Genomic DNA, 24,710 nt, shown 5'->3' with positions numbered 1-24,710 from the left:
AGGGTCAAGCAAGTTTCTTTTTTCAAGATACTCTTTGCTTAATCCGAGGTTTTTCATTGTGTCCCAATCAATCTGCTCCGGCTTGTAGCGGTATTCGCTTGTTTCCGTTGTTGTTTGTGCTGTTGCCATATTATTTTGATTTTCTTGTTTTTTATCAGGTTGGGGTTCTGCTTTCACTTCGTGTTCTTTCAGCACTTTTTCGCCCTGCGGAGTGGGCTTATCTACGTGCTTTTGGAGTTCCTGCGCTTTTTCAGCAGCAACCGGGGCAGGTACTTTGAAGAAAGTAAAGTTTGTGGGGTTCTTTAACTGGCTGAAAAAGTTGGAAAAAAAGTTGGAAAAGAAATCGCCGCTTTTGTCCACACGCATAAACTGGTTTTGGTTTTTCTTGGTGGGTTCAACGGTTTCCATTTTCCCGTTTTCGTCAATACTCTTTACTGCCTGGATTTTCATTTTCTCTTTATCCAGTACGAGTAATATGTCCGAAAGCTGTTCGGGCATTTCCTGTTTATTTGTTGTTTCTTCGCTCATATTCTGAAAATTTTAAAATTTCACGGTCGAATGTAAAGGAAGCCTTCACTGATTTGCGTTATGTGGCACTCAAAGGCAGTGTTTGTCACTTATTGGCATCCAGTTTGGGCAAGGGCGGGTTAAAACTTTCCCTGATGAACTGATGCACATCGGACAGCTTGTAATACAGTTTTCCGCTAATGGTATAATAAGGGAGCTTGCCAATGGAGCGATACCGTTGCAGGGAACGGTTACTGATTTTCAGCATTTGCAATAAGTCCTGATTATCCAGTAATTCTTCGCCGTCTATGCTGTTGCGCTTCTTTTGTAAATCATCTATGTGGTTGCCGAGAATGTCAAGCCTGTCCATTATGCGTTCCATCCACGCCACAAATTCCATTTTGTCGATATTCATACGTGTACGCTTTTAATTATTACCTTATTTCAGCTTTCTGCCTTTTTCGATATAGCTTTTACCTTTTGCCATAAGCTGCTCTACATATTCATCGGTGGTCTGCACAGCGTTAGCGTTAAGCATTTCCTTAATCGCACCAATCGTATAGTAATACTGCCCGTACATTTTTGAAAAAGCTATCTGCCCATTGGTGCGCATACGCCACAATGTTTTTTCGCTGATGTGGAGATACTGGCAGACTTCGTGATTGTTGAGCCATAAACTATCGTAGCTTGTATCTTCCAGTTTGAGGATATATTCGCTAATGGCTTTCAACCGTTCGTTGAGGTGCTTCCACACTTCTTCGTCAACTGTTATAATGTTCATAGCACTGCTGTTTAATGTTCACAGGACAAAATTCAGAAGTGTGGCAGTGTTTGTCTGCCAATGCGTACCCATTGGTTTGGCACTTTTTTGAAAATTTTTGCAATGAGAAAAACCCTTGTTTAATAAAGGTTTTAGCGGGGTTGAGATATTTTACGGGAGCCTTTTGCCAACATTTGCCAATTGGCAGATATGGGCAAACAAAAAGCAGTACATTTTGTGTACTGCTTTAAAACACCTATGCTGATACAGCTAAAGGTCTTTATCCATATATTCTTCGAGGGAAATTTTGAGTTGGTCTAAAAACGCCGTCCGGGAGCCTGCCCTTGTTTTCATTCGGTGGAAAGAATGATGTATATCGTTTAAGGGCGTTCGGAATAAGATTTGAAAAATCAAAGCTAATTTTCTGATACCTATTTTGCCGTATGCAATAGAGCTGGAAGCATATAGGGCGTAAATCAATTCAATAAGCGCATTCTGTGAATTAGTCCACGAAATGTCTTTGCTTACATCTCCGTTCACTAAAATAGTATCGGGATTTTTTTCGGGGTTTATTTTGGTAAGCAAATAAGTATAAAGTATTTCATTGGCTATAATATGGGCAACTTTGTTATCATAATAAGTAGAAAAGCTAAGGTCAATTTCAAATACGGCACTCTTTAGACCATCGTGGTAATTGATTTTTCCGAGCCTGAAATAATTATGGTCACGGTCAGTTCTGCCTGCACGATAGTACCTGTAAAAATCCTCATTGGATATGCTTTCCTTATATTCGGATTTGAGGATTTTTAATTGGTTTTCAAAATAGCTTTGGTGCATTCCCCCGGTACTTACAGGGCAGGTAGTTTCAATGCGGAATACTTTATTGTAATAAATGAGTTTTCCTAAAATCTGCGGTTTAATGTTCTTGAAAAAATTGATTTCCTGCTGTTCGTCCTTAAATCCGGTTTGTAAGACTTTCAGCTTTATAGTAAACAGCATTTCATTTAGGAATAAGGTCATTTGGTAAGCCTCATCCGCAATTTGCATCATTTGAGAAGATAGCTTGTCTTCCTGACGCTGAATTTCCGATAATATTTTGTTCAACAGGATTTCCATAGCTTAGACGTTTAGAGATTAGCACAATTTGTTTCGGAATTACATCTTTGTTGATATGCCAAAACTTGGAAATAATAATGAAACTAATATCACAGGTTGCCCCCATATTGGGTAAGAATTATTTTTATAACGCTTTATGATGTATATTAGAAAAGACAGAAAAAGGGTTAAGTACGCTACGACTTAACCCTTTTTTTATTAAATTTGCAGTAATGATTTACAAGGTAATCAAACGAAAGCGAGTGCAGTAAGCACCATTACTAAATCGTTACCGATAGCATTTTCGGTTCTTATAAACTACTCTTTATTAGCCACTTTGGGCTATATTAATCTTTTTATAATAAAAAACCGTTGCTGGTCATTTTAATTTCTTCAATACCAATTGCAGATAAACCCGTAATCAAGTATTCTAAATTGGGGTACAAAAGCGGCTCTCCACCGGTTAAACGTATAGCTTTCAGGTTTAACTCTCCGTGAAGATTCTCTATTAAGTGCAACAATCTGTCGGACGTTAAGGAAGTATCTTTTTTAGTGAGATTAGTCTCCAAATCCCCAGTACAGTATACACAGCCAAAGTTGCACTGGTTAAGCAAACTTACCCTAAGTGTTTTAAACGTCCTGCCGAAGTGGTCTATAATCATCTTAAAAAAACAAAAGTTTAGCACATGCCACCGCCATTACCGATGCCAACACATATCTCACAGTTTTTTGGCGGTATAAATTACTTCCAAAATATGCACCCAGAAAACCTCCTGATACGGCCACAAAAAACCATATCCAAGAATTTTCTGCAACAAAAAACGACTGACTTTTTATAGAAATTAAGCCGGCTATGGAATTACACAGTATAAAAAAGGCAGAAGCTGCTGCCGATTGTTTGGAGCTTGCCCAGCCCATTAATATTAAAACGGGACTTAAAAAAATACCACCGCCAATATTTAGTAAACCTGCCGCAAAACCCAAAACAGCGCCAAATATTAAACCGCTGATTAGTGGCAGCTCCTTGCTTTGCTTTTTTTCCGTTGGTCCCAGTTGCAATAATCTTGCGATTGGGAAAACCAATGCCAAGCCTAATAAAATATTGTAAACTTCTCCTTTCAATGGAAATTTTGCACCTACAAAAGCGCATGGAATGGAGGTAATTAAAAACGGAATAATCAGTTTCCATTTAAAATATCCGGCCTTTTTAAATTGCAGAAATGCGGATGCAGAAACAACAATATTCAGCAGCAAAACCAAGGGACGGTAAACCGGGACACTAACGCCTGCTAATGAAAAAACTGCAATATAACCGCTGGCGCCACCATGCCCCACTGATGCGTACAAAAAGCTCAAACAAAAAAGGCAAACAACAATAAAATCTGGGTTCATCATGCTATGTTTTTTTGAATGTCCACTTTTATAAAATCCTCTTTCGGAGCTTCGCAAAGCGGGCATAAATAATTTTCTATCTCTTCAAACTTTACTCCCGGCTTAACGTTGTTGAATTCATCGCCATATATATCATCAAAAATGGTTTGGCAATGTTTGCATTGGTAAACCTGATGCAGTTCTAAAACCTCCGATTGCTTTAGGTTTTCGTTCGCCTTTGGCAAAGCAAAATTCAATTGTAAACTGTAATAATATTCGCAAAGTTTAGCTAAGCTTTCGGCCAAGTCTTCTTTGCGGTTAAATGGCGCAAAAACCACAAATTCTTTATTGTTGGGATTAAAGTTTTTGGTGTGCAAAACTTCATACAGCGTTTCCCCCTCGTTGGTTTTGGCTTCTTTTTTCCGGATGATAACCGAACCGAATAAACCCGTCCGGGGTTTGGTTTTAATGGCGAAACAGAGCCCAAAAGTGCGCAAATCTGCTTCTTCAAAGTATTTTACCAAATGCAATTTGAGGTTTAAAGCTTCCTGACAAACATCCTCCAATTGCCAATTGAGCTCATTGGCCGCATGCCTTACATTCAGCCGATGTTTATCGAGCAAATGGCTCCAAAATTGCCTGTCGGCGGGTTGGATACTTTTTATAATAATGCTTTTCCAAGCGGTGGTGTACAGTTGCCCGATGCGGGTTTTCACACAGGTTTCAGCAATTTCTGCTAATAACTCTAACGGAAATTCTTCATGTCTGCGATAAATTCCCAGCCACAGTTTATGTTGTCCGTATTTATTAAACCCTTCATAATAAGGCAAGCGGAAACTGGAATGTTGCATAGGTTTTTGATAGGCTTGCCCAACCAATCCATGCGCTTTTGCAAACTCTTGATAAAGAGCTAAACCCTCTATTTTAATTTCGTTACCACTGGATGGGTTCAAAAGTTTTTCTTCTAAAAGTTTGCTAATCAACGGAATATCCTCCGAATAAACCAGTGCTGGCCAACTGTACATTTCGTTTGTTCGCGGATAACGGATATGCAAAAACCAATAATTGCTAACCTCCGAAGACACAAAATTGAGGTGTCCCGTAAAAAAAGGAATTAAGTTTTGGGCGTGGTCAACAATATTGATTTTAAGCTTTGGCCGATGGTTGAACGCATTTAAAATATCTTTATAAACGCCTTCTCTGAGCCAGTTAGATGCGTTCAAAATTTCCTCGGTAACGTAAGAACTTGTGATATTCGGGTATTCATCCGCATCAACTTCATAAGCTATATCAGCAGAAAAAAAGGCGTGAGCTAAATCCGCAAGCATAGCTCTATCAACCCCAAAAATAAGCTGTTGCCTGTTGCCAAACCTGATTGATTTCACCCCATTTGCTTTCGCAATGGCTAAAATTTCCAGCAAATCGCCCGGGTAAACAATGCCTCCGGGCAAATTTATTTTTATCAGATGTTTTGTTTCTCCGCTTTCCGTCATCATACTGCTTTTAACAAATCGTTTTCTAAGCTCGCCGCTAAAATTCTTTTCACTTCGGATTTGCAAGAACCGCAACCCGTACCGGCACCGGTTCTATCGCAAATGGCATTTAGAGAAGTGCATCCGTTTTGTATGACGCTTTCAATATTTCCGGCGCCAACGTTGTTACAGCTACAAACCAATTTACCAATCACAGGTTCGGGCGCTTTACCGCTCCGCAACAACTGCAAACGCTTATCATTCAGCTCTATTTTTTTTGAAATTAGCTCCCTAAATTCCTGAAACTCGCTTTTGTCGCCAATTAAAATGGTACCTACCAATTTATCTTTGTGGATGATGCACTTTTTGTAATAGCGCTTGGCTTTGTCTATAAAAACAATCTCCTCATAATCTTCTTCGTTTGGGCATTCGGGAATTCCGATGCTGCACAAATCGAATCCGTGGATTTTGATGATGTTCATGAACGTACTTCCGCCGTAAACGCTGGCGATATCGCCATGCAAGTATTTTGCAACCACTTCTGCCTGTTGTTCCGCCGCTGCGGTTATACCGTATAAAGTTCCCCCGAACTCGGCTATTTCGCCAATTGCGAAAACATTTTCGTCGCTGGTTTGCAAACGTTCATCCACCAAAACGCCTTTTTTGCAAGCCAATCCGCATTCTTTTGCCAGCTCTATATTTGGCGTAGTACCGATGGCCAAAATCACCGCATCGCAGTTTATTTTCCGTCCGCTACGTAAACCTACACCGGTTAATTTATCGCGACCGTAGTACAACTCAACTTCATCATCATAATAAATATCACAGCCTTGATCTACCATTTCTTCATGCAAAAGCTGGCTTCCCAAAGCGTCTAACTGCCGACTTAAAAACCTTGAAATCCGTTGAACAATGGTGATTTGTACACCTAATTCTCTTAATGAAGCAGCCATCTCTAAACCTAAAAGTCCGCCTCCGATAATTAATACGTGACTTTCTTTGGGCAAATGCTTTTTAAATTCATCGGCGTCTTTACGGCTACGCATCGAAAAAATTCCGGGCAGTTTAGGGACGTTTTTTGGGATAGTTGCGCGACTACCGGTAGCTAAAATCAAAACATCATATTCGGTTTTTGCGCCAAAATCGTCCACTACATGTTTATGTTCACGGTTAATTTTTGCGATGCCGAAACCACGCCTAAACCTAATGTTGTAAAACGGCTCCTCCTCGTCGGTCATTTTTACCAGTTGCTCCCATTTTTGCTCCCCGCTGATGTAATCCGGCAACATTACGCGGTTGTAAAAAGGCAAATTTTCTTTACTGAAGACCGTAATTTCATCTTCCATATTCATCTCGCGATATGCTTTTATAAAGCCGAAAGCACCAGCGCCCGAACCAACAATCACAATCCGCTGTTTAGGCTTTTGATATTTAAAAACCGCTACGGCACAATATTTAAAATCGGGTTCTTTTGAAATGGAATCAATTAACGGACTGGTTACGTTATTTGCGCGATTAAGATCATTGCCCAGAATTTTACCGTAGTGCATCGGTAAAAAAACTACACCGGATTTAATTCCTTCGCTAATTTTAGCTTTCACACGCACCTCGCCCCATCTGGATTTTACCACAGCAACTTCATCTTCTGTCAAGCCTAAACGTTCGGCATCTTTTGGATGAATTTCTAAAAAAGACTGCTTAATGTGCTGATTGAGCTTGTTTACTTTGCCCGTTTTTGAACGCGTATGCCACTGGTCCCTGATTCTGCCCGTAGTTAAAATAAACGGGAAATCTGCATTTGGGCGTTCACTTTTAAAAACGTCTTCAACAGGCGAAATCTTCGCTTTTTTTGAGGGCGTATAAAACTGATGGTCGGTAAAAAGGCGTTTTGTGCCTTTATTTTCTTGTTTCAGGTAAGGCCATTGTACGGTACGCTTTTCTTTTAAAATGGAATAAGTTAAACCGTTGATGTTGATATTTGTGCCCTCCGTTAAACGACTATGTTCCAAGAAAATCTCTTCCTGATTTTTATAATCGAAACCTTGATAATCCATTTTTTTAGCAAACTTGCAAATGATTTCCGCATCCGGCAGGGCAATGCCGGGCGCATCCAAAATCTTTGGCAGATAAGTGATTCTTCTTTCACAATTGGTCATCGTACCTTCTTTTTCGGCCCAAGCCGCTGCCGGTAAAATCACATCGGCATAAGCCAAACATTCTGATTTATTGCTGATTTCTTGCACCACCACATATTTTGCTTTCTTTAATGCCGCTTCGGCCTGGCGCACATTTGGCAAACTCAACAACGGGTTGGTGCACATGATCCAGATGGCTTTCAATTTTCCGCTTTCCAAGGCTTCAAACATTTCTGTTGCGGTTAAACCGGGTTTTGGGTTAATTTCCGCTCCGCCCCAAAAATCCTGAACTTCTTGCCGATGGATGGGGTTGTCCAAGTTTTTATGCACCGCCAACATGTTTGATAAACCGCCGACTTCACGTCCGCCCATTGCATTTGGCTGCCCGGTTAAAGAAAGCGGACCCGAACCGGCTTTCCCAATTTTTCCGGTAATGAGATGCAGATTGATTAAGCTCAGGTTTTTATCAACACCCATGGCACTTTGGTTTAAACCCATTGTCCACATGCTGATGTAGCCTTTTGACATGGCGATATAGTTTGCTGCCAGTTTTATATCGGCCACAGCCAACCCACAAATTTCTGCCGATTCTTCCAAGGTTTTTGAAAAAACAAGCTCCTGATATTTGTTAAATCCTTCGGTGTGGTTTTCAATAAATTTAAAATCGATATCGCCGTTTTCTATCAGACACCTGCCAATGGCGTGGTTTAAAGTAACGTCTGTACCGGGATTAAGCTGTAAATGCAAATCTGCGATGGAGCAGGTATCGGTTACCCGAGGATCAACCACGATGATTTTCACATCCGGATTCGCCGCTTTGTGCGCCTCAACCCTCCGCCATAAAATAGGATGGCACCAAGCCGGATTTGCGCCGGTAACATAAAAGCAATCGGCCAGTTCTATATCATCATAACAAAGCGGAACGCTATCTTCGCCCATAGACATTTTGTAGCCCACAACGGCACTGCTCATGCACAAACGCGAATTGGTATCGATATTATTGCTGCCGATAAAGCCTTTCATCAGCTTATTTACCACATAATATTCCTCGGTAAGGCATTGGCCTGAAACGTAAAAAGCTACCGAATCTGGCCCGTATTTGTTGATGAAAGTTTTAAAAACCGCCGCAGTTCTGTCCAAAGCTTGGTCCCAACTCACGTTTTGCAAAGGCATATTTTTATTGTAGCGCATTTGCGGATGCGTTAACCGATCCGACTTATCGTTAACGGTATAATGCAAATTCATCCCTTTGCTGCAGAGCATTCCCTTGTTTGATGGGTGACTTGTATCGCCTTTTAAAGTTAAATCGCCATTTTTTTCCTTGCTTACTACCACGCCACAGCCAACGCCGCAATAACAGCAGGTGGACGGAAACTCATCTAAAACTTTTTTCTTTGGCATCGGCATAAATTGTTATAAGCACAAGGCTAAAAGCTGAAAGCTAAAAGCCTTTGTAAATCTTGTTATTCTGTAAAATCGTAAAGCAATTTTTCGGGATCTAATTCTTCTTTTGCGTTAAAGCGAGTAATAAAAATGACGAATGAGACAGCAATAATGGCAAACCCGATGTATTGGAAAGCTTGTGTATAAGAAATGGATTCAGATTTAAAAAGAAAGCCCAAGGCCATCCCGCCCAAGTTTCCGCCGGCACCAACAATACCGCTGATTAAACCCACATTTTTTTCGTTAACAAAGGGTACAATCCCGTAAGTTGCACCGTTAGACATTTTTAGAAATAAGGCAAAAGTGAGCATAGAAATGATTGCAAAAACAAAAGAACCGGCCTGTGCGAAAAGGATTAACCCGCATCCTTCCAGCAATAACATTAAAGCCAGTAACATGCCTTTGCCCCTCATCCCAAACTTCACTCCTACCTTATCTGAAACTACACCTCCCAAAGCTCTGGCAAAAAGATTCATCAGACCAAAAACACCGGCCCAAAAACCGGCATTAGCCTGCGTTAGTCCATAATGATCCACAAAATGTAAAGAAGCTATGTTATCGAAAGTAATTTCCATCCCGAAACATACCGCATAGCTTAACGTTAAAGCCCATACTCTCCAATCTGCCAAAACAGACCAATCGGTTTTTTGCGCTTCTTTTCTGGAATGGCCGATTTCCTCAAAATTACCTTGAGGCGTATCTTTGGTGAATTTCCAGTAAATGGCTGCGGTAAACCACATCATTAAACCTGGGATAATCATCGCATAGCGCCAAGCTTCTGCCGAGGTATAACCAAAACCTATAATTGTCGCAAAAATTACCGGCATCACCATGTTGGTGACACCACCGCCTAAGTTTCCCCAACCACCGGTAACGGCGTTTGCTGTTCCCTTAATATTTGGCGCAAACATCATTGAGGTATGGTATTGCGTAATTACGAATGATGCGCCAATAACTCCGATAGCTAACCTAAACAGCAGGAAGGTTTGGTAACTGTTGGCCAAACCAACGGTAATAACCGGGATTGACCCGATTAACAGCAGCCAAACTGCGGTTTTACGTGGACCGAAAATATCGCAAAGTTTACCGATAAGTAAACGGGCCATGATGGTTGAAGCAACGGATGCTATGATGATGTTCCCGACTTGTGCCTTGCTTAAAGCGAGCTCGGCCCTGATAGTTGGCATTAAAGGAGCCAGCCCGAACCAGCCAAAAAAGCACACAAAAAACATGAGCCACGTAATGTGGAAAGTGCGCATTTGAACGCCTTTTAAAGAGAATATGTTGAATTTGGTAAGTGGCTTTTGAGTTTCCATGGGATAATATTTTTTAATAAGTAGCATTTGAAGAGCTAAAGACTGACATAACAAACAGGGTTATTTTTTAAGATTTCTCTTTGATCGGCGTTTTGCACGGCCAAAGCATTAGCAGCAAAGCCCAATCGGACGTCGCCGGAACCATTGATATCGATTTTATTTAGCGTTCCGTTTTTTAAATTGACAGGGAAAAACTCATCTAAACTTGACTTTTTTGTACGATTGAAATTAAGCGGTAGGCATTCTGGATTTTCTAGCTGAAAGCCTAAACAAGCTTTGATATAAAATTCTACAAACAACTTAAAAGTGACTAAGCATGAAAATGGATTTCCGGGTAAAGCAAAAACCATTGTGGAGCCTAGTTTTCCGCACCAAACTGGCTTTCCGGGCTTTATGGCGACTTTGTAAAAGAGTTTGTGCGCACCTAAATCCGCTAAAACGGTCGGGATAAAATCAGCTTCACCCGCAGAAACCCCTCCAGACAAAATCAAAATATCCGCGTTAAGATTGCTTTGAATGGCTTTTTTTAAAGTGCCGAGTTCGTCTTTAACGTGTTCGCAGTTTTTAGGCTCAATTAGGTTTTGCATTAAGAGTGCTTTCAACACATATTTATTGCTGTTGTAGATGTGCGTTGTTGAAATTTGCTCATTTAAATCTACCACCTCGTTACCGGTAGTGATGATGTTTACCAAGGGCAACTTTTGTATTTTCACAGAGGATTTACCCATAGAAGCCAATAAACCAATGGTAGCAATATTTATAGCTGAGCCTTTTTTTATGGCAAGCTCAGCCTTTTTTAAATCCTGTCCTTGTTGAGCAATATGCTGATAAAGACTAAAATCATCCGCCAAAACCTTTATAAGCCCGTTTTTTTCAGATGTATCTTCAAAGCGGATAACGGTGTCAGCATATTCGGGAACGGGCGCCCCGGTCATTATTTTATAACACTCGCCGCTAACTATTGCTTTTGAGGCTAAATTCCCAGCAAAAACGGTTTCAACACCATTAAATTCTTTGATACCGCTTTGCAGGTCCGCAAACCTAAGGGCAATGCCATCCATAGCCGAGCGGTTAAACGGCGGAAAATCTCTAGGTGCAAAAACATTCTCGTCCAATATCCGCCCAAGCGCATTTTCTAAAGCCACTTCTTCCGTTCCGAAGGTTGTAACTTTTGTAAGGATTAAATCTCTGGCGTGTTTGAATGAAATCATATTATTATTAGTATCAAGTAGCTGGTAGCAAGAATTAAGTGGCTAGCCGCAAGACTTTGTAGAAACCAGCAAACTAATGTCCGCCACCTTTCATCATTTTGCGGGCGTGGAAAATCCCTGGTAAAATAGCTTCTAGCGATTCCTTGGCACCGGCCGAACTTCCTGGCAAAGTAATGATCATGGAATGGGCTATAGAACCGGCGACCGCTCTGCTCATCATGGCCATTGGGGTACGCTGCTGACCGAAACTACGCATGGCCTCGGTAACACCATCGGCATCACGCTCCAGAATTTCTTTTACAGCTTCAACGGTTAAATCTCTAGGTCCCAACCCAGTTCCGCCGGTGGTGAAAATAAAATGCACATCTTCCTTTACCCATTCTAAAATCTGCGATTGGATCTGCGATTTTTCATCGGGCAAAATTTTGTAATATTTTACCTCGGCGTTAAGCTCCTCCAGCATCTGCTTTATCAAGATCCCACTTTTGTCCGCTCGTTTTCCTTCGGCGGTAGAATCTGAACAGACCAAAACAGCGCAAATCGGCGAAGTGGAAAAATATTTTTTCCGATCACTTTTACCTCCCTTTTTATCCAGCAATTTGATGTTTCCGATTTCCAGTTTTTTATCAACCGGTTTCAGCATATCGTAAATTTCTAAAGCGGCTACGGAAACTGCTGTCAGCATTTCCATCTCAATTCCGGTGCGCCCGATGGATTTTGCTTCTCCGGTAATTACAATTCCGGTTTGTTCAAAAGTTTCCGGCGCAAAAAGTTCAGCGTGTAAATCGGTATCCAAAAACTCAAATCTGATGTCCATGCCGTCTATCTGTACCGGATGGCAGTGCGGCAAAAGCTGTGGCGTTAGTTTGGCTCCGATAAAAGCAGCCGCTCTTGCAACGTCAAACAAATTTCCTTTCGGAAGCAATTCCTGTTTAATCAGCGCTATAGTTTCTGAGGCGCAATAAATTACGCCTACAGCTTTTGCCGTTCTTAAAGTGATTTGCTTATGGGTAGTATCCCGCATTTATACATTTTTTTCCTGAGCCAACTGGAGGCATAAAGATTTAACCTATGCTTTTAACCTCGATAAAAACTTTTCCGTTATTGATGATTACGGGGAATATTCTGATTTTATAATCCTCGCCTGTTAAACAATCGCCTGTTTTTAAGGAAAATGATTTTTTATGAAACGGACAGGCCACTTTAGGTTCGCACTCTTCGCCAGAACTGCCAATCATACCACGCGAAAGCGCCATTTGTTGCTTATGCGGACACATATTTTGCGTTGCATACCATTCGCCCCGACGGGTAAAGTTAAAAATGGCGATCTGCTCGTTTTTGTATTTCACGCAAACACCTCCGTTTTGCGGAACATCATCTGAGTAACAAGCAAAAAATAAATCTTCTGCTCCTTGTAGTTTCTCAATTTCGCGGTTTAATTCTATTATTTCACTCATATTATTAGTTTGTTAGTTAGTTGTTAGTCATTAGTGCTTGTTTGGCGGCTATTTTTAGTTCATTGAATTCATTAGTCATTGGTTCATTAGTACCTTTCTTAGTTCATTAGTAATTGGTTTATTAGTAGGTAGTCAGTTATTCATTCAACATTCTATCATTCACTCATTCAAATTTATTCATCAGGTAGCTCCCTCTCCTTCGTCCGCCCGGACGGTACGGACGGGGAGAGGGTTGGGGTGAGGCTCCTACCACGTTTCCGCTTTCACCTGATCTCTCATTGTTTCAAACTTTACGCTTGGGTCTTTTTCTTCCGGGGCATTAATAAAATGGCTAAACCTTTTTCTCATTTCCGGGTTTTCGATAGCGGCTTTCCATTCGCAAGCGTAGGTACTGATATGGTATCGCATGGCTTCTTCCAATTCCTCGGCAATACCTAAACTGTCATTGATGATTACGTTTTTTAGGTAAGCCATTCCGCCTTCCATTTTGTTTAACCAAGTGGCAGTTCTTGTTAAAGGGTCGGCAGTTCTTACATAAAACATCAAAAATCTGTCGAGGTATTTGATACAGGTTTCGCTATCAATATCCGAAGCAAGCAATTCCGCATGTTGCGGTTTTGAACCACCGTTTCCGCAGATATACAAGTTCCACCCTTTTTCTGTAGCGATAATTCCAAAGTCCTTAGATTTTGCCTCCGCACACTCGCGGATACATCCAGAAACACCGCCTTTTAGTTTATGAGGAGAGCGCAAACCCTTATACCTATCTTCAATTTCGATAGCAAAACTCACACTATCATGTAAACCGAACCTGCACCAAGTGCTTCCTACACAACTTTTTACGGTACGTAAAGATTTGCCGTACGCATGTCCGCTTTCAAAACCGGCATCTATTAATTTTGACCAAATGGCTGGCAAATCCACCAAATGCGCACCGAAAAGATCAATCCTTTGTCCGCCTGTAATTTTTGTGTATAGGTTAAATTCTTTGGCAACCTGACCAATTACAATGAGTTTATCAGGAGTAATTTCTCCGCCCGGGATCCTAGGAACTACAGAATAAGTTCCACCTTTTTGGATGTTTGCTAAAAACCTATCGTTACTATCTTGGATGGTATCTTGTTTCAAGATTAAATCGTTCCATAAACTGGCCAAAATGCTTGCTACAGCTGGCTTACAAACCTCGCAACCATCGCCTTTTCCAAAAGTATCCAGCACTTGGTCGTAGGTTTCTATCTTGTTCATTTTAATCAAATCAAGCAGTTCTTGCCTCGAATAATCAAAATGCTCGCACAACACATTCTTAATGTACATCCCGTTCTCGGTGAGTGTTCCGTTGATTAAATCTTTAACCATGGGCACACATCCGCCACAGCCGGAGCCTGCTTTAGTGCATTTTTTAACCTCGTCAAAAGTTTTTAAGTCCTGATTGATAACAGCGTTGCAGATAGCGCCCTTTGATACAGCTTCGCAGGAGCAAATAAGCGCATCATCCGGCAAACCCATTACACTTGCGCCAACAGTTGATTCACCTCCTCTTGCGCCTAAAATCAAATCTTCTGGGTTTGGCGGAAGAACAATTTTATTGTTGACAGTCTGCAAAAGCATATTATAAGCTTCGGCATCGCCAATTAAAATCCCTCCTAAAAGCTGTTTACCATCACTAGTTATATTAATTCTTTTGTAAATGCCTTTGTGCGTGTCCTCAAATATGATAGATGTGCAATCTGGTTCGGATATAAAGGCATCGCCAAAACTGGCCACGTCCACGCCAATTAATTTCAGTTTGGTGCTCATATCAAAGCCTTTGAACTGCTTATCGCCTTCGCACAAAAACGAGGCAGCAACTTCCGCCATTTCATAGCCTGGCGCAACCAAGCCGTAAATCATACTGTTAAACAAAGCACATTCGCCGATAGCGAAAATAGATTCGTCGCTGGTTTGCATAAATCCGTTGACTACGATGCCACCTCTGGAGCTGACTTCCAATCCGCAAAGTCGGGCTATTTCGTCTCTAGGGCGTATCCCGGCAGAAATTACCAACATATCCAAAGCCAGTTCGCTGCCATCGGCGAAAGCCAAACCTGTTATTTTTTTTTCGCCCAGAACCGCTGAGGTATTTTTATTGAGATGAACAGTAAGATTTAGCTGAGCCAGTTTTCCTTGCAATAATTTACTGCCTGCATCATCAATTTGCCGAGGCATTAAACGCGATGCAAACTCTACAATATGCGTTTCTTTGATGCCTAAGTCCAGCAAAGCTTTACCGGCCTCTAAACCTAACAAGCCACCGCCCATTACTGCGCCGGTTTTGCATTTAGAGGCATGGGCTTTCATTTTATCCAAATCCTCAATGGTGCGGTAAACGAAAACGCCTTCTTTTTCCACTCCCGGAATGTTTGGAACAAATGGCGCCGAACCGGTAGCCATAACTAGGTAATCGTAGTTTTGGGTTCTGCCGCTTTGTGTATGTACAATTTTTTCTGTGCGATTGACTTCTGTCACCGCATCGCCTAAATAAAGCTGGATGTTATTTTGGTGATACCAGTCAAGGCTTGATAAACTAAGATCTTCTACGGTTTTTCCGTCGAAATAAGAACTAAGATGCACCCGGTCATAAGCTATCCGAGGTTCTTCTCCGAAAACAATAATTTGGAATTCATTTGATTTGGCGATTAGTTTTTCACAAAATTTATGTCCAACCATTCCATTTCCTATAACTATTACGTTTTTCTTAGTCATTGTAAGCAGTTTTTGAAGTTTTACACGGCACAAATCATCATAACATTTAAATATTTATGATAATTTATAAAATTATATTGAGTTATCTCAATTATAACTTTGTAAAAATACAAAAACGCAAATTATAATCCACAAAAAGCTTAAATTTTCAAATACTTTTTAGTATTTTATAAAAACTAACAAATTATTTATCGCTATTTTAACAAAATATCAAACATAATAAGTGTTTTTAATAAAATATTAATATAAAAACCAGCAATTAGAAAGACGTTTTCAACTAAAACACCGAAATAAGAAATAAAAACAGCAATAAATCTTAATAAAACCAATAAATAGCGCAAAATATCGCACGATAAATTGTATTTTATAAGAAAACGAACAAAATTCATCTGTATAATCAAATATTCGGACTGAATAAGTGATAATTCATGAATATTTTAAAAGAAACAGTATAAATTGCGGACTACAATTCATAAAGGCAAACGCAAGAGCGCTTTTCAAGATGGGGCGCCTAACTCTCCACCAAAATATCGTAATGCGCTAACAAACCGGCCAAACCGGCGGAAGAAAACTTGGCTTTTTTAATTCTGTTATTTTCGGGATGGATGGTGTAGTTATAAGAAGTGCTTAAGTCAACCCTTTCAAGATTTGTTTGGTCAAACTTAGCATCAGCTAAATCGCAGTTTAACAAAGCAGATTGCGTTAAATCAGTGGCAGTAAAATCCGCTTCCTTTAAACTGCAATTTTCAAAAACGGTATTTTTGAGTTTGAGCCTATAAAAAGAAGAAAGATTGAGGTTGCAATTGTGAAAATTAAAGGACAGCAGAAAATCATTACAGTGTTCAAAGTGCATCCCTAAAAGCTTACAATCGCTAAACTCGACGTTCCTGAAGGCAGTTTTGCTCACGTTGGCCATCGCGAAATTGCAATCTACAAACCGGCAGTCGCTAAAAACAACATCAAACAAATCTGAACCGGAGAAATTGCAAGCTTTAAATACACATTGGTCATATTCACCTTTAGGCAAGGCTTTCTGATTGTAATTTTGCTTCTCGAAAAGCGCGTCGTTTACAAAAACTTTGGTGCTCTTTTTTACCATGCTATTTAATCCTCACAAGTTCTACATTATCGTACTCATTAATCATTAGTGGCACTTTTTCTAAGCTTACAAAACTCAAATCCAGCCCAAAACCCTTTTCTTCTGACAAGCTGAAGTGTTTAAGGATGAAATAATAATCGAGTGTAAGCTTATCCCAAAAAGACAACTTGTTTGAACGTGACAATATTTTCTCGAGCACCACAAACCGGAAATCCCCAACAACGTTAAACTTACTTAACGATTGGTAACGGCTGGTAATATCCACTTCGTGATTTTTAACTAAATCTTCCACTACTTTCCTAAACAGGACGTTGATTTTCTGCTCGACCCTAAATCCGAGTTTAAAATCGATACGGATGAGCTTTTCGGGAATCAAATGCTCTATCTTATAATTAGTTTGATAAGGCTCGTCAACCACATCTACGTGCACCAACCAATAAACATCGGCACGTTTTGGCTTTTTTTGAAGGATAGAATAAATGATTTTCGATTCTATTTCCGAAGAAAAATTTGCGCTGGTTAGGTAAACCAGTTGCGACGCAAATTTAGGCACGCTTTCATCCTCACTCAACTCCTTAATCACATCAAAATACTGTTCAATTTCTACAAACTTAACAAAGCGGTTTTTGATTTTACGCGCCGCGTACCATGCCCACATAATACTGAACAGTATTGTTCCTATCAGCACTGTAAACCAGCCACCGTGCAAAAACTTAGCTAAATTACCGGCGAAGAAAATGCTCTCTAAAACGCCATAAACCACTAAAAAAAGCACAATCAGATAAATTGGATACTTCTTTTTTGCTAAATAGACTGAAACCAAAACAGTGGTCATCAACATGGCAATGGTGATAGATAAGCCATAAGCGGCTTCCATGTTTTCGGAACGTTGGAAATACAGCACCACAATTAGGCAACCCACCCACAACAACCAATTGATGCTCGGCACGTACAACTGGCCCTTAGCTTCCGAAGGATAATTGATTTTTACCTTTGGCCAGATATTTAAACGTACCGCTTCGGAGATTAAGGTAAATGACCCAGAGATTAAAGCTTGACTGGCAATAATGGCGGCCGCTGTAGCAATAGAAATTCCGAAAATCAAAAACCAGTCCGGCATCATCCTGTAAAAAGGATTGCGCCCGTCAAGAAGCTCATTTTGCAGGCTCCATAAATACACGCCTTGCCCGCAATAATTGAGGATTAAACAGGTTTTAACGTAAATCCAGCTAATGCGGATGTTTTTACGTCCACAATGCCCCAAATCAGAGTATAAAGCTTCGGCACCTGTGGTACATAAAAAAACCGCGCCTAAAATAGCTAAAGCACTGGGGTTAGTAACCAGCAAATGCACCGCATAATAAGGGTTTAGCGCTTTAACAATCCCCGGAAAATGGATAATGTGGCTAATGCCTAAAACGCCCATCATGGTAAACCACACAAACATAATGGGGCCAAATGCTTTCCCTACTATAGAGGTTCCAAACTGCTGGATGAGGAACAAAACCGTGATAATGGTGATAACAATTGGTATCGTTTTAAGATCTGGCGAAAAAATCTCCAAACCTTCTATCGCAGCGGATATGGTGATAGGAGGCGTAATTATCCCATCGGCCAGCAAGGCACAACCACCAATAATAGCCGGAAAAACCAACCATTTTGCACGCCTTTTCACTAAAGAATATAAGGAGAATATGCCACCTTCGCCTTTGTTATCGGCTTTTAAAGTGATAACAACATATTTAAGCGTTGTTTGTAAGGTTAAGGTCCAAAACACACAGCTAAGCCCTCCTAAAATAAGATCCTGACTAATTACACGGTCGCCGATGATAGCTTTAAAAACGTAAAGCGGAGAGGTGCCTATGTCGCCGTAGATGATGCCCAGACTAATTAAGACGCCGGCGGCAGATAATCTGTTTAAATTGATGTGCTTAGCAGACAAAATTTAAAATTTAGTGCTGCAAATTAAAGCAAAAAAATGCAATGGTAACTTTAAAATTTTTATGGCGTAAAAGTTCAAATAGAGGTAATACGGCTGTTAAAAAATGTTAATTAGGTACTAACGCAAACCTTATTTTGAAATATTAAAGATTTAATTTATACTTTTGTTTAAGACGATGGAAAATAAATACACCAAAAACGCGTTGCTTTGCTTTGTGATAGTTGTGTTTTTTGCAACTGTAACACCGGCATTAGCGCGCATTCACATTTCTGGTGTAGATACCACCCTAAACAAAACAGCCTTAAAATTTAAAGATAGCAGGCCAAACCGGCCGGTTTTTGAAAATGCTTTTAAAACAGATTTTGATGCTTTCATGTTTAAAATGACCGCCATCAGAACCGGTTTAGGTCCAGATAACACCATTCTGAATAAACCACAGGGCGTAAAAAACCTAGGCAATGTTTCTTTGGATATCCAAAAACCTATTGATAATGTGAAGGTTTACCCTAATCCGGTTGCCGATGAAATTAACTTGAGCTATTCGTTAAAAAAAGACGGATTGGTAGTGATAAAAATATTAGATGTTTTAGGCAACGAGGTATCAACATTGCTTAACCAAAAATTGAACGCGGGCTTGCAAACCAACAAGTTTTTGATTGATCGGAAACTCAACTCCGGTTTCTATTTTGTGCGTATTATCGCCGGTTCAGAGTCGGTAGTTAAACGTATTTCTGTTCTTTAAATAGGATTACACCTGTCCTTAATCCTTATTCTTTACTCTTTGCTAACGACCAAACAAGTCGCTACTCAAGTAACGGTCGCCCCTATCGCAAACTACAAAAACAATAACACCTTCTTCCAGCTCACGCGCTACCTGTAAAGCTGCGTAACAAGCGCCACCGCTACTCATACCTGCAAAAATACCTTCTGTTTTTGCTAATGCGCGTGTTGTTTCAACCGCATTTTGTTCAGATACATCAATAATCCGATCAACCCTGCTTGCATCAAATATCTTCGGCAGATAAGCCTCTGGCCACCTGCGAATCCCAGGAATAGAAGAACCTTCGGTAGGTTGGCAACCAACAATCTGTACTTCGGTATTTTGTTCTTTCAGATACATAGACGTGCCCATAATGGTTCCGGTGGTGCCCATCGAACTCACAAAATGGGTAATTTTTTGTTGGGTATCTTTCCAAATTTCCGGACCGGTAGATTTGTAATGCGCCAGATAATTATCGGCATTAGCAAATTGGTTTAATAAGAAATAATCGCCACTTGCACCTTTTTCTTCTGCATAATCCCGGCAAGCCTCTATCCCATCCAACAAAATAACCTTTGCGCCAAAAGCTTCCATTGTTTGTACACGCTCTTGAGTCGAGTTTTTTGGCATAATCAACTCTATTTCCAAGTCAAACAACCGCGCAATCATCGCTAAAGCAATACCTGTATTTCCGCTGGTAGCCTCAATCAAACGCATCCCGGGCTTAATATCACCTCTGGAGATAGCGCTCTGTATCATGTTTAAGGCCGCACGATCTTTAACGCTGCCACCCGGGTTGTTGCCTTCTAGTTTTGCATAAATTTTAACGTTCGGGTTTGTGTTAAGTTTTTGCAGCTCTACTAAAGGTGTGTTTCCAACTAAATCTATAAGCGTGCTCATGATATGTGCGGGTTCGAATTTTCTATTACTTTAATTGAGGGGGTGTGGTAAACGGTAGAGTTAGCGGGCACGCTTTTAGTAAGCCACACGTTACCGCCAATGATGCTGTTTGCACCAATTACGGTTTCGCCGCCTAAAATAGTTGCGCCGCTGTAAATTACTACATTATCCTCTACTGTTGGATGTCTTTTTACGCCGGCAAGCGTTTTACTTACACTTAAAGCGCCCAAGGTTACGCCCTGGTAAAGTTTTACATGTTTCCCAATGATGGTTGTTTCGCCAATTACAATGCCCGTACCGTGGTCTATGCACAAATATTCGCCAATTTTGGCACCGGGGTGTATGTCTATCCCGGTTTTAGAGTGCGCGTATTCTGTTAATATCCTCGGAATTAATGGCGTTTTCAAAAGCAAAAGGCTGTTTGCAATGCGGTAAAATGCAATGGCCCAAAATCCCGGATAAGTTCTAATCACTTCAAACTCATCACTGGCCGCAGGGTCACCGCTGTTTAAAGCGCTGATATCTGTTTTTAAGGTGGCATAAATATGCGGCAAGCTGTCTATAAACTGCTTTGCAATAGCTTCATTATGGCAGTCTTTGCAGGCTTGAGTAGCATCTAAAAGATGGTTTAGCTCCAGCTCTAACTTATCAAACTCTTCTTCAATCTCTTTTACCGAATTGTGTATTTTATCAGAAAGCTCGGGGAAAAGTAAGCCGATGATTGACAAGGCCCAGTTTGCAATTTCTTCGTTTGCAGGAATGGCTTGTGCGCGCTGTTGCCTTTGATAAAGGGATTGTAAGAAATGTATATTCATCAGAAACCAAAGTTAAGGCATTAACTTTATTTTGCCGTGTTCTTTGGTTTTTTCTTTGCAATTTTTAAATAAAAAAGGCGACAATTTTAAACCGCCGCCTTTCATCAATTAGCTCAAAAAATTATTTCAGCTGGTCTTTTATAGACTGCGCTGCCTCCAGGTGTTTTTTTAGCACAGGTAAAGTTTTAGTAGCAAAGGTGGTAATTCCTTGATCTTTGCCATTATCAACAATGTCCTGAAAATCATCGATATCGTTTTTATGGTCGCTCACCATTAAATCAATGTAAGCTTTGTCAAAATCGACACCGCTTTTTTCTTTTAGCTTATCAATTTCATCCTGATGTTTGGGCAGCGGTGCATCTGGCAAGGATACGTTTTTGCTCATAGCCAATTGTTTCAGCTCGTCATTTGCTTTACTATGCTCGGTCACCATCATATTGCCAAAGTCTTTAACTTGTTGGTTTGCCGATTTTTCTTGCGCAAGCTTTCCTAGTTCTACTTCCATCATACCGCCGCTGGCTGCCTCGGTTAAAAACTCCGAACCGTCGTCGGTGGTTTCTACCATCGGCTGCTCGTTTAGCGAGTCTAAACTGTCTTTAGCATCACTGTTTGCTTGCTGGTTGGTGCAGGCCTGAAAGGATAGCGCTCCCAAACCAATTGCGGTCATTAAAATTAACTTTTTCATGTCTTTCGATAGTTTTTGATTTAAAAAGAACCGAAAAGTCCAAAAACCAGACCAAAGCCAATTACCGCCTTATTTCACCATTTGCTCAAACAGCTGTTGCAGTTTTTGTTGAGGATTTTCACAAAAACCCGGATGCACCTTTGAGCTTTGCAAAACCGTACTGCGCGTTGCCGTAAGCCAACGGAAACGCGATGCCGCATCTAAACTTGCAATCGGCGATTTTGAAGGCGTACCACAACAAATCTCCTTAAAAGCACTTAAATGCTCCTGTAAAACTTCCGGATCTATTTCTTTACAAAAAGCTCTCAATTTATGCTCATCTAAATAAAATAGCGCATCCAAAAAGCGTTTCTTTTGGCAAAACAGCACCACGCCAACGTTAAAAAACTCCTCGCGCTCTACGCGTGGCACCACGCGTATCACGGCATACTCAAACAAGTTTTGCTCTTGCATCTTCTATCGTTTTAATAAACTTGTCCGAATTGTTCATCCGTGTAACTAAAAACTCAAAATAAGCATCGCGAAAAGCATTTTTACTTTCAAAAAAAGCATCGCCAAGCCATGAGTCTGGGATAAGCGCCACCAAACTCTTCAAAAATTCAACATTCAATAATTGTTTGGCTTTATGGTCAAACTCGCGCACTTCACCGGCATATTTAAGCAAAACATGGTCTTTGATTAAGGTAAATGGTGATAGCGCTTGGTCTTTCCAGCTTGCCCAATTGTGGTGAAAGTATAAAGAAGCGCCATGGTCTATCAGCCAAAGCTCTTTATGCCACTTTAACATATTGGTGTTTTTTGCGGTGCGGTCCATATTCATCAACAAAGCATCAAGCCAAACAATGGCCGAGGCCTCGGCACTGCTGATGGCATCCACAGCCGGATCAAAAGTAATGGCGCCAGACAGATAGTGCAACGCTAAATTAAGTCCTTCGCTAAATTTTAGCAGATCTTGTATTTCTTCATCCGCTTCCGTCCGTCCAAACGCTTCGTCAAGCTCGGCAAAAACCAGCTCTGGCACTTTTAAACCTAGCTTCCGCGCCAGCTCGCCCCCAATAAGTTCGGCTATCAACGCATTGGTGCCTTGCCCTGCTCCTCTAAATTTAAGCACGTACAAAAAATCGTCGTCAGCTTCGGCTATCGCCGGCATCGAACCTCCCTCGCGCAGGGGCGTAACGTAGCGCATCACCTTAACGTGGCGCAAATTTGGCGCTTGTTCCATCATCCAAAACTATTTTTAAAAAATGCAAAATCAAAAAAAGGAAGCTAAAATCGCGCAAAGCAAAGCTTAATTTAGATATTTACAAGCTTGTAACCATTTTATGAAAGCTTTACGCGCAGTTTTTACTTTTATTACGATGTTGCTTGCAGTGGCTACAAATGCGCAAAAGCTTGTGTCATCTTTTTCAAAAGCGGACAGTCTGCGCGGCGATATCCACTCGCCACTGAGAACGTGCTACGATATTAACTTCTACCACTTAAACGTAGCTTTTGACCTGGCACAGAAAAACATTAGCGGAAGCAATCTTTTCAAATTTACAGCCACTAGAGATTTTAAAAGATTGCAGTTTGATTTATTCGCCAATTTAAACATCCAAAAAGTGGAATACCATGGCCTGCAACTTCCTGTAGAACGTTTATACGATGCTGTTTTTTTAACATTCGACCGCGAAATTAAAGCAGGCGCACAAGATAGTTTTAGGGTGTATTACAGTGGGAAACCGCATGAAGCAAAAAATGCTCCTTGGGACGGTGGAATGGTTTTTTCAAAAACTGCGGATAACAGCTATTGGCTTGCAACCGCTTGCCAAGGTTTAGGTGCAAGTGCCTGGTGGCCAAATAAGGACCAACAGGCGGATGAAGCGGACAGCGCCCTGATTAGTATAAATGTACAGAAGGGATTGACGGCGGTTTCTAACGGTCGTTTGGTGGCGAAAAAGGAGCTAAACAACGGCTACACCCGCTTTGATTGGAAAGTTGAAAATCCCATTAATAACTATGCCATAAGCGCCAACATTGCCCCTTACACTCAAATTAGCGACAGTTACAACGGCCTAAACGGCAAACTGGCTTTAAACTATTATGTGCTGCCGCAAGATGTAGAAAAAGCAAAAAACCAGTTTAAGCAAGTAAAGCAAATGTTGGAGGCCTTTGAATATTGGTTTGGCCCCTACCCTTTTTATAAAGATGGCTACAAAATTGTTCAAACGCCATTTTTAGGGATGGAACACCAAAGCGCTGTAGCCTACGGAAACGAATTTAAAAACGGTTATCTCGGTCGCGATTTGTCTGGCACCGGCTGGGGATTAAAGTGGGATTTTATTATCGTGCACGAATCTGCCCACGAGTGGTTTGGCAACAACATTACCGCAAAAGATATAGCCGATATGTGGCTGCACGAAAGCTTTACCACTTATGCCGAAAGTTTGTTTACCGAATATTGGTATGGCGAAGAGGCCGGAGCCGCTTATGTTATCGGGCAAAGGAATTTAGTGCAAAACGATAAACCTATTATTGGCACGTATGGCGTAAACAGCCCGGGTTCTGGCGATATGTACTTTAAAGGCGCTAACTTGCTGCACACCATTAGGCAGTTGGTAAATAACGATGAAAAGTGGCGCAATATTTTGCGCGGCCTTAACACCACGTTTGGCAAAAAAACCTGCACCGGCACAGAAATAATTGCTTACCTAACAAAGGAAACCGGATTAAATTTGGTTCCTGCTTTTGAACAATATTTAAATTACACAAATATCCCAACGCTTGAGACGAAAAATGAAGGCGGTAAAGTATGGTGCAGATGGCTTTCTGATGTTAGCAACTTTGAAATGCCGATCAAAACTTCAGACGGCAAATGGCTGTTCCCTAAAACCACATGGACCGTTTTAGCCGATTATAACAATGCTTCGCAATTAAAAATAGAACCCAATTTTTACATAAATTTTAAAAGAGATCCGTAGCCGTGCAACTTATTTCGTTTTTTTACGTCTTTAACAAAAT

General features: G+C 40.8%; 22 protein-coding genes. 2 read left to right on the top strand and 20 right to left on the bottom strand.

Translation table 11 applies throughout. From position 1 onward, the window contains the following. The 15 genes from BCY91_RS04855 to BCY91_RS04780 form a co-directional block, all read right to left on the bottom strand. Positions 1–528 (bottom strand): DUF4099 domain-containing protein (locus BCY91_RS04855; protein WP_120180889.1); only part of this gene is annotated, 528 nt, incomplete at its 3' end. An 85-nt stretch (positions 529–613) separates the two neighbouring features. Beyond that, positions 614–922 carry a helix-turn-helix domain-containing protein gene (locus BCY91_RS04850; RefSeq protein WP_002978404.1) on the bottom strand — a complete coding sequence of 103 codons (309 nt, stop codon included), beginning with the start codon at positions 920–922 and terminating at the stop codon, positions 614–616. 24 nt (positions 923–946) lie between these two features. Then, a complete protein-coding gene (locus tag BCY91_RS04845; RefSeq protein WP_120180888.1) occupies positions 947–1,288 on the bottom strand; it encodes a helix-turn-helix domain-containing protein in 342 nt (113 codons plus the stop codon). Positions 1,289–1,537: 249 nt separating this feature from the next. After that, the gene (locus BCY91_RS04840; protein ID WP_120180887.1) at positions 1,538–2,383 is read right to left on the bottom strand and encodes an RteC domain-containing protein; all 846 of its coding nucleotides are present in this window, start codon (positions 2,381–2,383) and stop codon (positions 1,538–1,540) included. Positions 2,384–2,718: 335 nt separating this feature from the next. Continuing rightward, positions 2,719–3,024, bottom strand: a complete 306-nt coding sequence (locus tag BCY91_RS04835; RefSeq protein WP_120180886.1) for a radical SAM protein — start codon at positions 3,022–3,024, stop codon at positions 2,719–2,721. A 1-nt stretch (position 3,025) separates the two neighbouring features. Continuing rightward, positions 3,026–3,757, bottom strand: a complete 732-nt coding sequence (locus BCY91_RS04830; protein ID WP_182995304.1) for a sulfite exporter TauE/SafE family protein — start codon at positions 3,755–3,757, stop codon at positions 3,026–3,028. Then, positions 3,754–5,229 (bottom strand): rubredoxin domain-containing protein, encoded by a 1,476-nt coding sequence (locus tag BCY91_RS04825; RefSeq protein ID WP_120180884.1) that lies wholly within the window; start codon positions 5,227–5,229, stop codon positions 3,754–3,756. Before BCY91_RS04825 ends, BCY91_RS04830 begins: the two co-directional genes overlap by 4 nt. Continuing rightward, a complete protein-coding gene (locus BCY91_RS04820) occupies positions 5,226–8,741 on the bottom strand; it encodes a nitrate reductase (protein WP_245989003.1) in 3,516 nt (1,171 codons plus the stop codon). The genes BCY91_RS04825 and BCY91_RS04820 overlap by 4 nt, the downstream gene beginning before the upstream one ends. Before the next feature lie 62 nt (positions 8,742–8,803). Further along, a complete protein-coding gene (locus BCY91_RS04815; protein ID WP_120180904.1) occupies positions 8,804–10,099 on the bottom strand; it encodes an MFS transporter in 1,296 nt (431 codons plus the stop codon). Between the two features lie 35 nt (positions 10,100–10,134). Then, positions 10,135–11,310 (bottom strand): molybdopterin molybdotransferase MoeA, encoded by a 1,176-nt coding sequence (locus BCY91_RS04810; protein WP_120180882.1) that lies wholly within the window; start codon positions 11,308–11,310, stop codon positions 10,135–10,137. A gap of 73 nt (positions 11,311–11,383) precedes the next feature. Further along, on the bottom strand, positions 11,384–12,334 hold the full coding sequence (moaCB, locus tag BCY91_RS04805) for a bifunctional molybdenum cofactor biosynthesis protein MoaC/MoaB (RefSeq protein ID WP_120180881.1): 951 nt from the start codon (positions 12,332–12,334) through the stop codon (positions 11,384–11,386). 40 nt (positions 12,335–12,374) lie between these two features. After that, on the bottom strand, positions 12,375–12,767 hold the full coding sequence (gene nirD, locus BCY91_RS04800; RefSeq protein WP_120180880.1) for a nitrite reductase small subunit NirD: 393 nt from the start codon (positions 12,765–12,767) through the stop codon (positions 12,375–12,377). 246 nt (positions 12,768–13,013) lie between these two features. Then, the gene (gene nirB, locus BCY91_RS04795) at positions 13,014–15,509 is read right to left on the bottom strand and encodes a nitrite reductase large subunit NirB (RefSeq protein WP_120180879.1); all 2,496 of its coding nucleotides are present in this window, start codon (positions 15,507–15,509) and stop codon (positions 13,014–13,016) included. A gap of 511 nt (positions 15,510–16,020) precedes the next feature. Next, a complete protein-coding gene (locus tag BCY91_RS04785) occupies positions 16,021–16,608 on the bottom strand; it encodes a pentapeptide repeat-containing protein (RefSeq protein WP_120180877.1) in 588 nt (195 codons plus the stop codon). 1 nt (position 16,609) lies between these two features. Beyond that, positions 16,610–18,550: a KUP/HAK/KT family potassium transporter gene (locus tag BCY91_RS04780; protein ID WP_120180876.1), complete on the bottom strand. Its 1,941-nt coding sequence runs from the start codon at positions 18,548–18,550 to the stop codon at positions 16,610–16,612. A 175-nt stretch (positions 18,551–18,725) separates the two neighbouring features. Here BCY91_RS04780 and BCY91_RS04775 point away from each other — a divergent pair, with 175 nt between their 5' ends. Continuing rightward, positions 18,726–19,292 (top strand): T9SS type A sorting domain-containing protein, encoded by a 567-nt coding sequence (locus BCY91_RS04775; protein ID WP_120180875.1) that lies wholly within the window; start codon positions 18,726–18,728, stop codon positions 19,290–19,292. Positions 19,293–19,334: 42 nt separating this feature from the next. Here the strand turns inward: BCY91_RS04775 and cysM are convergent, their stop codons facing one another. The 5 genes from cysM to BCY91_RS04750 all read right to left on the bottom strand — a co-directional run bounded on the left by cysM (position 19,335) and on the right by BCY91_RS04750 (position 22,935). Further along, positions 19,335–20,210 (bottom strand): cysteine synthase CysM, encoded by an 876-nt coding sequence (cysM, locus tag BCY91_RS04770; protein ID WP_120180874.1) that lies wholly within the window; start codon positions 20,208–20,210, stop codon positions 19,335–19,337. Continuing rightward, positions 20,207–21,025, bottom strand: coding sequence for a serine O-acetyltransferase EpsC (gene epsC / locus BCY91_RS04765; RefSeq protein WP_120180873.1), 819 nt, complete (start codon positions 21,023–21,025; stop codon positions 20,207–20,209). The genes cysM and epsC overlap by 4 nt, the downstream gene beginning before the upstream one ends. Before the next feature lie 121 nt (positions 21,026–21,146). After that, positions 21,147–21,710 (bottom strand): DUF4142 domain-containing protein, encoded by a 564-nt coding sequence (locus BCY91_RS04760; RefSeq protein ID WP_120180872.1) that lies wholly within the window; start codon positions 21,708–21,710, stop codon positions 21,147–21,149. Positions 21,711–21,779: 69 nt separating this feature from the next. Next, a complete protein-coding gene (locus tag BCY91_RS04755) occupies positions 21,780–22,163 on the bottom strand; it encodes a DUF3037 domain-containing protein (RefSeq protein ID WP_120180871.1) in 384 nt (127 codons plus the stop codon). After that, on the bottom strand, positions 22,141–22,935 hold the full coding sequence (locus BCY91_RS04750; protein WP_394341546.1) for a HipA family kinase: 795 nt from the start codon (positions 22,933–22,935) through the stop codon (positions 22,141–22,143). The genes BCY91_RS04755 and BCY91_RS04750 overlap by 23 nt, the downstream gene beginning before the upstream one ends. 97 nt (positions 22,936–23,032) lie before the next feature. Between BCY91_RS04750 and BCY91_RS04745 the strand changes: the two genes are divergently transcribed. After that, a complete protein-coding gene (locus BCY91_RS04745) occupies positions 23,033–24,670 on the top strand; it encodes a M1 family metallopeptidase (protein ID WP_120180869.1) in 1,638 nt (545 codons plus the stop codon). Positions 24,671–24,710: the final 40 nt, after the last annotated feature.

Origin of the sequence: Pelobium manganitolerans (assembly GCF_003609575.1) — a bacterium.
GTDB lineage: Bacteria > Bacteroidota > Bacteroidia > Sphingobacteriales > Sphingobacteriaceae > Pseudopedobacter > Pseudopedobacter manganitolerans.
Note: the sequence above shows the minus strand (reverse complement) of the source record. Positions and strands in the feature narration are given on the sequence as shown.